Origin of the sequence: Caballeronia sp. J97 (assembly GCF_905220305.1) — a bacterium.
In the GTDB taxonomy this organism is placed as follows: Bacteria; Pseudomonadota; Gammaproteobacteria; order Burkholderiales; family Burkholderiaceae; genus Caballeronia.
This window is the reverse complement of the sequence record NZ_CAJMZL010000009.1, coordinates 78,184-89,790: the sequence shown is the minus strand read 5'-3', so window position 1 is coordinate 89,790 and position 11,607 is coordinate 78,184. Positions and strand designations below refer to the sequence as shown.

General features: G+C 64.5%; 9 protein-coding genes. All 9 read left to right on the top strand.

What is annotated here, in order from left to right:
• Window positions 1–143: 143 nt before the first annotated feature.
• From U4Y90_RS14510 to U4Y90_RS14470, 9 genes are read left to right on the top strand one after another with little or no spacing between them, the layout of a single operon-like run.
• A complete protein-coding gene (locus U4Y90_RS14510) occupies window positions 144–1,529 on the top strand; it encodes an undecaprenyl-phosphate glucose phosphotransferase (RefSeq protein WP_321795372.1) in 1,386 nt (461 codons plus the stop codon).
• Window positions 1,530–1,562: 33 nt separating this feature from the next.
• Complete coding sequence (locus U4Y90_RS14505) at window positions 1,563–2,963, top strand: UDP-glucose/GDP-mannose dehydrogenase family protein (protein WP_321795370.1); 1,401 nt, start codon at window positions 1,563–1,565, stop codon at window positions 2,961–2,963.
• A 7-nt stretch (window positions 2,964–2,970) separates the two neighbouring features.
• Window positions 2,971–3,414: a low molecular weight protein-tyrosine-phosphatase gene (locus tag U4Y90_RS14500; protein WP_321795368.1), complete on the top strand. Its 444-nt coding sequence runs from the start codon at window positions 2,971–2,973 to the stop codon at window positions 3,412–3,414.
• Window positions 3,393–4,577, top strand: a complete 1,185-nt coding sequence (locus U4Y90_RS14495; protein ID WP_321795366.1) for a polysaccharide biosynthesis/export family protein — start codon at window positions 3,393–3,395, stop codon at window positions 4,575–4,577. Before U4Y90_RS14500 ends, U4Y90_RS14495 begins: the two co-directional genes overlap by 22 nt.
• A gap of 10 nt (window positions 4,578–4,587) precedes the next feature.
• Window positions 4,588–6,810, top strand: a complete 2,223-nt coding sequence (locus U4Y90_RS14490; RefSeq protein ID WP_415749355.1) for a polysaccharide biosynthesis tyrosine autokinase — start codon at window positions 4,588–4,590, stop codon at window positions 6,808–6,810.
• Between the two features lie 29 nt (window positions 6,811–6,839).
• A complete protein-coding gene (locus U4Y90_RS14485) occupies window positions 6,840–7,799 on the top strand; it encodes a glycosyltransferase family A protein (RefSeq protein WP_321795540.1) in 960 nt (319 codons plus the stop codon).
• Window positions 7,796–8,932, top strand: coding sequence for a glycosyltransferase (locus tag U4Y90_RS14480; RefSeq protein ID WP_321795363.1), 1,137 nt, complete (start codon window positions 7,796–7,798; stop codon window positions 8,930–8,932). The genes U4Y90_RS14485 and U4Y90_RS14480 overlap by 4 nt, the downstream gene beginning before the upstream one ends.
• Window positions 8,929–10,455 (top strand): glucose-6-phosphate isomerase, encoded by a 1,527-nt coding sequence (locus U4Y90_RS14475; RefSeq protein ID WP_415749347.1) that lies wholly within the window; start codon window positions 8,929–8,931, stop codon window positions 10,453–10,455. Before U4Y90_RS14480 ends, U4Y90_RS14475 begins: the two co-directional genes overlap by 4 nt.
• On the top strand, window positions 10,418–11,602 hold the full coding sequence (locus tag U4Y90_RS14470) for a glycosyltransferase family 4 protein (protein WP_321795361.1): 1,185 nt from the start codon (window positions 10,418–10,420) through the stop codon (window positions 11,600–11,602). The genes U4Y90_RS14475 and U4Y90_RS14470 overlap by 38 nt, the downstream gene beginning before the upstream one ends.
• Window positions 11,603–11,607: the final 5 nt, after the last annotated feature.

The window sequence follows — 11,607 nt, the reverse complement described above, 5'->3', positions numbered from 1 at the left end:
CATCGATAAAAAAATAAGAAATAAATCGGGCCGATCGAGGCGACATATTTTCGCGGTTGCAACGACATATTTATTCAAGTTCCATACCACCATGCAGTGAGCGAAAGGAATCGTCTTGCTTTCTTCTTCACGGGGTGAATGCGATGTTGAGCGTGATATCGAGAGTGATCGACATAGCCATGGCGGTGTTGGGCGCATCGCTCGGCGCATCGCTTTACGCGGATACGTTCGCATGGCTCGACGATGTCGAAGGGACGATGCTCGCCTTCTCGTGCGTGCTGATGATCATGACGTTCCCGTCGTTCGGCATCTATCAATCGTGGCGCGGCAAGCCGGTCTACGATCTGCTGCTGCGCGTGACCGTCGCGTGGCTGCTCGCCGAAAGCGCGGGCGTACTGCTCACCTTCAGCATTCACCGCTCGGAGTCGCTGTCGCGCCTGTGGCTCATGTACTGGGCCGCATGCACGGTGGGATTGCTGATCGTGTCGAAGGCGCTGATTCATACGACGCTCAAGCTGCTGCGGCGCGAGGGCTTCAATCAGAAGACGGTTGCGATCATCGGCTCGGCGCCCTATGCGCACTTTCTCATCGAACAGATGCGCGGACGGTCCGATGCGGGCTTCAGTCCCGTGTGCGTATTCGATCTCGATGCGAAGCGGGGCGCGATGGACGGCGATTCGCTCGCCGGCGTGCCGATCGAACGCGACTTCGACCGGCTCGCGGAGCAGGTGCGCGGGCGCAGGATCCGCGAACTGTGGCTCGCGTTGCCCATCTCGCAAGAGCAAACGATTCACCGCATCGTCAACGCGTTTCGCGACGACTTCGTCAACGTGCGCTTCATCCCCGATGTGCGCAGCCTGTCGTTCTTCGGCCATGCGGTAGTCGACCTGCTCGGCGTGCCGGCCATCAATCTGGCCGCGTCGCCGATCACGGATATCAAGGTGCTGCCCAAGCGCGTGTTCGATTGCGTGTTCGCCGCGTGCGTGCTCATCGGCATGTCGCCGGTGCTCGCGGTGATCGCCGCGAGCGTGAAGCTTTCATCGCCGGGGCCGGTGTTCTTCAGGCAAAAAAGAAAAGGCATCGATGGCCGCGAGTTCGAGATCTACAAATTCCGCTCGATGAAGGTGCATCAGGAAGTCGCGGGGCACATCACGCAGGCGCGCCGCGGCGACAAGCGCGTCACGAAAGTCGGCGCATTCCTGCGGCGCACGAGTCTCGACGAGCTGCCGCAATTCATCAACGTGCTCAAGGGCGAGATGTCGGTGGTCGGCCCGCGCCCGCATGCGCTCGAACACGACGATATCTACAAGGATCTCGTCAAGGGTTACATGCATCGCTATCGCATCAAGCCGGGCATTACCGGCTGGGCGCAAGTCAACGGCTTTCGCGGCGAGACGGATCGCATCGAAAAGATGTCCGGCCGCGTGAAGCTCGATCTCTACTACATGCAGCACTGGACCTTCGGTCTCGACATGAAGATCGTCGCGATGACGCTGTGGAAAGGCTTCGCCGGCGCGAACGCTTACTGAAACGAACAGGCAAACAACACCGGGAGTGGGATCATGAAACTGACGATCATCGGCAGCGGCTATGTGGGACTCGTGACGGGCGCATGCCTCGCGGATATCGGCAACGACGTGCTGTGCCTCGATGTCGACGAACGCAAGATCGCCATACTCGATAGCGGCGGCATTCCGATTCACGAGCCGGGCTTGCAGGATGTGATCGACCGCAATCGCGACGCCGGCCGGCTCGGGTTCACGTCGAACGTGCGGGACGCGGTCGAGCACGGCGAGATGCTGTTCATCGCGGTCGGCACCCCGTCGGACGAAGACGGCTCGGCCGATCTGCAATACGTGCTCGCCGCCGCGCGCGATATCGGCCGCTATATGAACGGCTTCAGGACGATCGTCGATAAATCGACGGTGCCGGTGGGCACGGCGCGCCGCGTCAAGGAAACGATCCAGCGCGAGCTGGACGCGCGCGGCGTGAGTCACATGTTCTCGGTCGTGTCGAATCCCGAGTTCCTGAAGGAAGGCGCGGCGATCGAGGACTTCACGCGCCCCGACCGCATCGTGATCGGCTGCGACGACGATGTGCCCGGCGAGCGCGCGCGCGATCGCATGAAGCGTCTCTATGCGCCGTTCAACCGCAATCACGAGCGCACGCTGTACATGGACGTGCAATCCGCCGAGTTCACGAAGTACGCCGCGAACGCAATGCTCGCGACGCGCATCTCGTTCATGAACGAGCTCGCGAATTTCGCCGATCGCGTGGGCGCGGATATCGAAGCAGTGCGGCGCGGCATCGGTTCCGATCCGCGCATCGGCTATGACTTTCTCTATGCGGGCTGCGGTTATGGCGGCTCGTGCTTTCCGAAGGACGTGCGCTCGCTGATCCAGACCGCTTCGGCGTTCGGCCACGACATGAGCATCCTCAAAGCCGTGTCGAACGTGAACGAAGCGCAGAAGGACACGCTCACGCGCAAGATCGTCGAGCGTTTCGGCGACGACCTCACCGGCCGCACCTTCGCGATGTGGGGACTCGCGTTCAAGCCGAACACGGACGACATGCGCGACGCGCCGAGCCGCGTGCTCGCCGCCGCCTTGCTGTCTCGCGGCGCGAAGGTCGTCGCCTATGACCCGGTCGCCGTCGACGAAGCGCGCCGCGTCTTCGCCATCGATCTTCAAGGCCAGCCGGAAGCGCGCGCGCGGCTCTCGTATGCGGCCAGTCACAAGGAGGCGCTCGACGGCGCCGATGCGCTTGTCATCGTCACCGAATGGAAGCTCTTCAAGAGCCCCGACTTCGACACGATCAGGCGTCGCCTGAAGACGCCCGTGATCTTCGATGGCCGCAATCTCTACGAGCCGGAAACGATGCACGAAATGGGCATCGAATATCACGCGATCGGGCGCGGCGTGCGGCGGATCGCAGCGAACGTCGCGCCGGGCGTCGTCGCGTAGGGCGCTCATGTTCGGAAGCGTTCTGATCGTCTGTCACGCGAACATCTGCCGGAGCCCGGCTGCGGAGTTGCTGTTTCGCGCGCATCTCGCGCGGCGCGGGGCGAGGCCGATCGAGTTCCGTTCGGCCGGCCTCTATGCGCAGGAGGGCGACGACATCGACCCGACGATGCAACGTCTGCTCGCGGAGCAAGGGCTCGAATCGTCGGGGCATCGATCGCGGCGGCTCGACCGGCGCATGGCGCGCGAGGCCGATCTGATCCTCGTGCCCGAGCGCAAGCAGATCGACGCCATCGCGCGCCTCGCGCCGACGACGCACGGCAAGGTGCATCTGCTGGGCAAATGGGAAGACTCGGAAGTGGCGGACCCGTATGGCGGTCATGAGGCCGCGTATCGCGAGAGCTTTGGACTTATCGAACGGTTAGTGCTCGGATGGCTCGAAAAAATATGCTGATTTCCCGTGTTCTTTTGCTGACGTTCTTTATGTCGGCGCTCTTGTCCGCGTGCAGCACTGCGCCCGGCAATTTTCTCGACACCTCGCGACTCGAAGACAAGGACCCGACGCCGGCGACGACATACCCCGTTCATCTCATCACCGCCGATGTCATCGCGCAGGAACTGGCGACGCCCGAGGCCGCGCAGCCGTTGCCGCCCGCGCGTTTCGCCGACGAGGCGCAGTACGTCTATCGCGTCGCGCCGCAGGATATTCTCGGCGTCACGCTGTGGGATCACCCGGAGCTGACGACGCCGCAAGGCAGCACGCTCTCGGCGGGCGGCAACACGACGCAGACCGTCGCGGGCGCGCTTGCTCAGCCGTATACGCAGGCGCTGCCCGGCCAGGCCGATCCATACGGGCAGACCGTGTCCGCGAACGGCACGATCTTCTTTCCGTTCATCGGCAGGATGCGCGTCGCGGGCAAGACGACGAGCGAGATCCGCGATGAAATGGCGGCGGCGCTCGCGCCGTACATCAAGAATCCGCAGCTCGACGTGCGCGTGCTCGCGTACCGCAGCCAGAAGATCGCGGTGACAGGCGAAGTGAAGCAGCCCGGACCGCTCGCGGTGAGCGACGTGCCGCTCACGCTCGTCGATGCGATCACGCGCTCGGGCGGCACGACCGCCGAAGCCGATCTGCAGCGCGTGCGCCTCACGCGCAACGGCAAGCTCTACTTGCTCGATGCGAACGGCATCCTCGATCGCGGCGAGATCGGCCAGAACGTGATGCTGCAGGCGGGCGACATCCTCAACGTCCCGGACCGGTACGACAGCCGCATCTTCGTGATGGGCGAAGTGAAGACGCCGATGCCGGTGAACATGGTGCGCGGCCGCGCGTCGATCGCCGATGCGCTCACGCAGGCCGGCGGCGTGCTCGACACCGACGCGAACGTGCGCCAGATCTACGTCGTGCGCGGCGTGCGCAGCAATCCGCAGCGCCCCGATATCTATCGCCTCGACATGTCGCAGCCGGATTCGCTGTTGCTGTCGACGCAATTTCAGCTTCGTCCGCTCGATGTGGTCTACGTGGGCACGGCGGGCGCGGTGCAGTTCAACCGCCTGATCAATCAGGTGCTGCCGACCTTGCAGACGCTCTTCTACATGAAGCAATTGACGCGCTAAGGGGAATCGAATCGTGAACATGCAGGATCATCCCTATTTGCCGAAGCCGGATGAAGAGGACGTCGTTCTCGGCAACCTGATTCAGGCCGTGATCGACGATATCTGGTGGCTCATCGGCGTCTTCGCGTTCGTGGTGCTGGCCGCGGCCGTGTACTGCTACATCGCGAAGCCGGTGTATTCCGCCGATGCGCACGTTCGCGTCGAAACCAACGACAACACGTCTCAGGCGCTCACCCAGACGCAAACGGGCCAGGCGATCAACTCCGGATCGAGCGCGCTGCCGACCGATGCGGAGATCGAGATCATCAAGAGCCGCGGCGTGGTCGCGCCCGTGGTCGCGCAATGCCGGCTCAACTTCTCCATTGCACCGCTGACGCTGCCGGTGCTCGGCAGCCTCGCCGCGCGCTTCGCGACGCCGGGCCAGCCCGCGAAGCCGTGGTTCGGGCTGTCGTCGTATGCGTGGGGCGGCGAGATCGCCGAGATCGATTCGATCGATGTCGAGCCGCAATGGGAAGGCAAGGAACTCATCCTGACCGCGCTCGGCGACGCGCGCTATTCGCTCGCGGATTCCCAGGGGCGTGTGCTGCTGCAAGGCAGGGCGGGCGAGAGCGCGCACGGCAACGGCGTGTCCTTGCTCGTGACGAAGCTCGTCGCGCGCGCCGGCACGCGCTTCAAGGCGATGCGGGCGAACGATCTCACGGCCATCGCGAGCTTTCAGTCGGGCATCACCGTGACGGAGCAAGGCAAGCAGACGGGCGTCATCCAGATCTCGCTCGAAAATCAGAATCCCGAGAAAGCGGCCGAAATCGCGAACGCGCTCGCGCAGTCTTATCTGCGTCAGCATGTCGAGAGCAAGCAGGCCGACGCGAGCAAGATGCTCGAATTCCTGAGAACGGAAGAGCCGCGCCTGAAGTCCGATCTGCAGCATGCGGAAGCGGCGCTGACGGAGTATCAGCGGCAGGCGGGCGTGATCAATGCAAGCGATGAAGCGAAGGTCTATCTCGAAGGCAGCATCAACTACGAGGCGCAGATCTCGGCGATGCGTCTTCAGATCGCGACGCTGGAACAGCGCTACGGCAATCTGCATCCGTCGCTGACCACGGCGCGCGAGCAGCTCGCGCAGCTCGAAGCGCAGCGCGAGCGCTATGCATCGCGTTTCCGTGACCTGCCGCAATCGGAAGTGAAGGCCGTCGCGTTGCAGCGCGATGCCAAAGTGGCCGAAGACATCTATGTGCTGTTGCTCAATCGCGTGCAGGAGCTCTCGGTGCAGCGCGCGGGCACGGGCGGCAACGTGCATATCGTCGACGCGGCGCTGCGTCCGGGCGACCCGGTCAAGCCGAAGAAAGTGCTCATCATGTCCGCGGCGGTGATTCTCGGCCTGATTCTCGGCACCGGCTTCGTGTTCGCGCGCCGCGCGATCTTCAAGGGCATCGACGATCCCGAGCGGCTGGAGCGCGTGTCCGCCTTGCCGATCTTCGGTCTCGTTCCGCAAAGCGTCGAGCAGACGAAGTTCGACACCGACGCGAAACGCCGCCGCGAACGCGACCACGAAACGCCGATTCTCGCGACGATGCGCCCCAACGATATCTGCGTGGAAATCATGCGCAGCCTGCGCACGTCGATCCAGTTCTCGCTGATGGAAGCGCGCAACCGCATCGTCATGGTGACGGGCCCCGCTTCGGGCGTGGGCAAGAGCTTTCTCACGATGAACCTCGCGGTGCTGCTCGCGGCGACGGGCAAGAAGATCTTGCTCATCGACGGTGACATGCGGCGCGGCAAGCTCGAACGCTCGTTCGACGGCGAGCGTGCGCCCGGTCTCGCGGAATTGCTCGCGGGCTCGATCGGACTCGAAGAAGCGATCCGCGCGACGCGCATTCCATCGCTCGATTTCATCGCGGCGGGCAAGCGTCCGGAGAATCCGTCGGAGCTTCTGATGTCGCCGCGGCTTCAGCACTATCTCGACGCGCTCGGCCGCAACTACGACGCGATTTTCATCGATACGCCGCCCGTGCTCGCCGTCACCGACGCGCTGATCGTCGGCAAGCTCGCGGGCACGAACTTTCTCGTGCTGCGCTCGGGCGCGCATAACGAAGCGGAAATCAGCGAGGCATCGCGCCGTTTGCGCACGGCGGGCATCGCGGTGCAGGGCGCGATTCTCAACGGCACCCCGCAACGCGCGCGCGGCTATGGACGCGCGCATTACGCGGCGGTCGAAGAGTACGCCGGCACATGACGCGCATCACAGGAGAACGAGCGATGACGATGACACTCTCCGTAGTGGTGCCGACTTACCGTCGGCCCGCGGACCTGAAACGCTGCCTCGCCGCGCTGCGCGCGCAGACGCGCATGCCCGACGAAGTACTGGTGATCGCGCGCCCCGAGGACGACGCGACCGCGCGCCGGCTGGCCATCGAATTGAAGAGCGCGAACCGGTTCGCGTTGCGCGTGATCGATACCGGCGCGGGCGGCCAGGTGGTGGCGCTCAATCGCGGACTCGATGCGGCAGAGGGCGACATTATCGCGATCACGGATGACGATGCCGCGCCGCACCCCGACTGGATCGAACGCATTGCGCGCGCATTCGACGAAGACGAGCGGCTCGGCGCGATCGGCGGGCGCGACTGGGTCCACGAGAAGGGTCGCGTGCTGGACGGGTCGCGTCTCGAAGTCGGGGTGGTTCGGCGCAGCGGGCGCGTGGTCGGCAATCATCATCTCGGTGTCGGTCCCGCGCGCGACGTGCGGATGCTCAAAGGCGCGAACATGAGCTATCGGCGGGCGGCCATATCGACATTGCGCTTCGACACGCGCTTGCGGGGCGCGGGCGCGCAAGTCCACAACGACATGGCGTTCAGCATGAGCGTGCGGCGCGCGGGCTGGCGCGTGCTCTACGATCCGCTCGTCGCGGTGGATCACTTTCCCGCCGAACGTTTCGACGACGACCGGCGCGACGCGCAAACGCCCGGCGCATTGACCGATGCCGCCTATAACTTCCATCTGATTCTCAACGAAGCGCTGGAGCCGTTCGATCGCGAGATCGCGTGGCTCTGGTATGCACTGATCGGCACGCGCGTGTATCCGGGCGTGCTTCACACGCTGATCGCGGTGCGCGGCGGCTGGCAGCGCGCATGGGATCGCTGGCGCGCGGTGCGCAAGGGCGCGTTGCAGGCGCGGCGCACGAGCGATCCTTCGACACCGACGATTCCCGCCGCGAGGACGCTATGACGACGCATGTCCACGTGCATCTCTTTCATGGCGCCGACCCGCGGCATTATCGCAAGGGCGATGGCATCGGCTGTCTGTATGGCTATCATCATGCGGAGTCGCCGGAGTTCGCGCTGTCCTATTCGCGCGATAGCGCCGAAAGCAAGCCCGCGCGCTTCATGCGGCGCGCATTGAAAGCGGTCGCCGGCTTCGACTTCATTCACACGTGGCGCAATCGCGATGCGATTCTGTCTTGCGACGCCGTGTGGACGCATACGGAGCAGGAGTATCTGGCGGCGGCGCTGCTGCTTCTGTTCAAAGGCAAGCGCGACGGTCAGCCGCTGTTGCTCGCGCAGTCGATCTGGCTGCTCGACAAATGGAGCGAATACGGCGCGCTGCGGCGCTGGCTGTATCGCAAGCTGATCGCGCGGGCCGATATCCTCACAACGCATTCGAGCGTGAATGCCGCGCTCGTGCGCGAGTATTTCGGCCGCGATGCGACGCAGGTTTTCTACGGCCTCAACACGCGGGACTTCGCGCTCAACGAACCGCAGGCGTGGAATCCGCACGCGCCGCTGCGCATCGGGGCGATCGGCAATGATCGCGATCGCGACTGGACGACCCTCGCCACCGCGTTTCGCAACGATGAGCGCTATGAAGTGCGCATCGCGACGCGCCGGCGTGTGTCCGCTTCGTTGCGTGCGCCGAACGTGGATGTCGCGCCGGCGATCGGACTGAACGCGGCGCGCGAACTCTATGACTGGGCCGACGTGATGGTCGTGCCTTTGCGCGCGAACACGCATGCATCGGGACTGACCGTGCTGCTCGAATCGGTGGCGCTCGGCAAGCCCGTGATCGTCACCGATGTGGGCGGATTGCGCGATTACTTCGGCACGGGGCACGTGTCGTATGTGCCCGCGCACGATCCGGCCGCGCTGAGACGCACGCTCGATGAGTTGCGTGCGAATCCATCGCTCGCGCTCGCGCGGGCGCAGGCGGCGCTGCGTCATTTCAAGGCGCGCGACTACACGACGCGCGAGTTCGCGCTTCAACATGCGCGGCTGACACGCGATGCGCTGGAGCACGCGCAACGCGCGAAGGAAGCGACATCGGCGGCTCAGGCGGTGTTCGCCTCGCACGAGTTGACGCGATGAACGTATCGTCCCTTCCGCGTGCGCCGCGCGATCTGGCTCAACGTATCGGCACGATGCGCGCAACGCGCAAGGGTCCGCCGGAGTGGACGGCGCAGGCTCTCGTGTGGGGCTTGACCGCGCTGCTCGTGCTCGCGCGCCAGGGCACGGTGCTGACGCTCGCATTCCCGTTGATGTCGACGCTCGCCGCGCTGTGGCTTTATTTCAGAAGCCCGGCGCGCTATGTCGGCTTCATGTGGTGGATCTGGTTCCTGAGCCCGGAAGTGCGGCGTCTCGCCGATTGGGGCAAAGGCGCGTTCACGCCGACGAGCCTGATCCAGATCGCGCCGCTCGTCGTCACGATGATCTGCGGCATCACCTTGCTGCGCCAGTTTCGCGTGCTCGGGCAGCGGCGCGGACTGCCGATGCTGCTGATGCTGCTCGGCATCGCGTATGCGTACCTGATCGGCGTCGCGTCGAGCGGACCGATGGCCGCGACCTACGATCTCGCGAACTGGCTCTATCCGGTGCTGATCGGCTTTCACATCATGGTGAACGCGCACGAGTATCCGAAGTATCGCAAGGTGCTGCTCGATACCTTCATCCACGGCCTGCTCGTGATGGGCGCTTACGGCATCGTGCAGTTCTTCGTCATGCCGCCATGGGACTCGATGTGGATGATCGGCTCGCAGATGGCCTCGCAAGGCGAGCCGGTGCCGCTCGGCGTGCGCGTATTCAGCACGATGAATTCATCGGGCCCGTTCGCGCTCGTCGCGATGGCCGCGCTCACGTTCGTGATGGCCGGCACGCAGCGCATGCGATGGATCGCGGGCGGCCTCGGATTCGTGTCGTTCGGGCTGTCGCTCGTGCGCTCGGCCTGGGGCGGCTGGATCATCTCGATGGTGCTGCAGCTCATCAAGGCGAGCAATCGCGTGCGTCTGCGCATTCTGCTCGGCGCGATCGTGCTGGTCGCGCTGTCGGTGCCGCTGATGACCGTCGGCCCGATTGCCGACCGCCTCGGCACGCGCCTGCAGACGATGACCAACCTGAGCGACGACAGTAGCTACGCCGCGCGCAACGAGTTCTACACGACCTTCATGGTGACCGCCTTCACCGATGTGACCGGCGAGGGCTTCGGCGCGACCGGCACATCGACGAAGCTCGCGAGCGCGAACGGCGATCTCGGCAAATACGGCAGCTTCGACAGCGGCGTGATGAACGTGCCCTTCGTGCTCGGCTGGCCCGGCGGATTGCTGTACACGGCGGGCGTCGCGCTATTGCTCGTGCGCGCACTGCGCGCCTCCTTCTCGTTGCGCGACGACAAGTTCGCCCAGGCCGCCCTGAGCCTTTCTTTTTCGATGATCGGCATTCTGCTCTTCGCGAACACATTCGTGAGCACGGGCGGATCGCTGTTGTTCACGTCACTGTTTTCGATCATCGCCGCACGTCATCACGCGAAGCTCGTGCATCGCCGCAACGCTTTCTTCTTCCACACCCGAGGGCCAGCCAATGAGAATCGCGATCGTCACGCACGTCGTGCGACATAACGACGGACAAGGGCGCGTCAATTACGAAATCGCGCGCGCGGCGCTCGCCGAGGGACACGAGGTGACGCTCGTTGCATCGCACGTCGCGCCGGAACTGCTGGAGCACGCGCGCCTGCGCTGGGTGCCCGTTATCGCGGGCCGCGCATGGCCGACGCGCCTCGTCAAGCAACAAGTGTTCGCGATCAAGAGCGCGCTTTGGCTGCGCGCGCATCGCGACGAATACGACGTGCTGCATGTGAACGGCTTCATCACCTGGGCGCGGGCCGATGTGAACACCGCGCATTTCGTGCACGGCGGCTGGATGAAAAGCCCTTACTATCCGTTTCGATTGAGCGGTGGCGCATGGTCCGCGTATCAGGTGATCTATAGCCGGCTGAATGCGTGGCTCGAAGGATGGGCCTATCGGCGCTCGCGCGTGGTCGCGGCGGTATCGGAGAAGGTCGCGGAAGAGATTCGCGCAGGCGGCATCGACAGGGATCGCGTGGAAGTCGTGTACAACGGCGTCGATACGAAAGCCTTCAGCTCGGCCCGTGTCGATCGCGCCGCGTTCAATCTGAAGGACGATGCATTCCTCTTGCTCTTCGTCGGCGACCTGCGCACGCCGCGCAAGAATCTTCAGACAGTGCTGCATGCACTCGTGGCGCTTCCTGATCGCGTTCAGCTCGTCGTGGCGGGTTATCTGCCGGGCAGTCCCTATCCGGATCAGGCGCGCGCACTGGGCATCGCGGATCGCGTGCATTTTCTCGGGCTCGTGAAGGATATGCCGACGCTGATGCATTCCGTCGATAGCTTCGTCTTCCCGTCGCGCTATGAAGCGATGAGTCTTTCCTTGCTCGAAGCGCTCGCGGCGGGTTTGCCGGTGATCACCGCGCGCACGGCGGGCGGGGCGGAAATCATCGGCGACGACTGCGGCATCGTGCTCGACGATCCCGACGATGCGAACGCGCTCGCCCACGCGATCGGCGAACTGGCCGCATCGCCCGAGCGGCGCGCGCGCATGGGCGAGGCGGCGCGCGAACTCGCGGCGGGCTTCAACTGGGCGCGCATGGCGCGGCGCTATCTCGATCTTTATCGCCATTTCGCGCGACGCGGGCGCAACAGCGCGCCCGCGCCGCTGAGCGCGGCCTCGGCGCAATCGCGGGCATGACCGTC

What these genes read in the sequence shown, in the direction of transcription:
- U4Y90_RS14500 (WP_321795368.1), top strand. Translation starts at nt 2,971, where the DNA reads ATGTTCGGAAGCGTTCTGATCGTCTGTCACGCGAACATCTGCCGGAGC.
- U4Y90_RS14485 (WP_321795540.1), top strand. Translation starts at nt 6,840, where the DNA reads ATGACACTCTCCGTAGTGGTGCCGACTTACCGTCGGCCCGCGGACCTG.
- U4Y90_RS14510 (WP_321795372.1), top strand. Translation starts at nt 144, where the DNA reads ATGTTGAGCGTGATATCGAGAGTGATCGACATAGCCATGGCGGTGTTG.
- U4Y90_RS14505 (WP_321795370.1), top strand. Translation starts at nt 1,563, where the DNA reads ATGAAACTGACGATCATCGGCAGCGGCTATGTGGGACTCGTGACGGGC.
- U4Y90_RS14495 (WP_321795366.1), top strand. Translation starts at nt 3,393, where the DNA reads ATGGCTCGAAAAAATATGCTGATTTCCCGTGTTCTTTTGCTGACGTTC.
- U4Y90_RS14475 (WP_415749347.1), top strand. Translation starts at nt 8,929, where the DNA reads ATGAACGTATCGTCCCTTCCGCGTGCGCCGCGCGATCTGGCTCAACGT.
- U4Y90_RS14470 (WP_321795361.1), top strand. Translation starts at nt 10,418, where the DNA reads ATGAGAATCGCGATCGTCACGCACGTCGTGCGACATAACGACGGACAA.
- U4Y90_RS14480 (WP_321795363.1), top strand. Translation starts at nt 7,796, where the DNA reads ATGACGACGCATGTCCACGTGCATCTCTTTCATGGCGCCGACCCGCGG.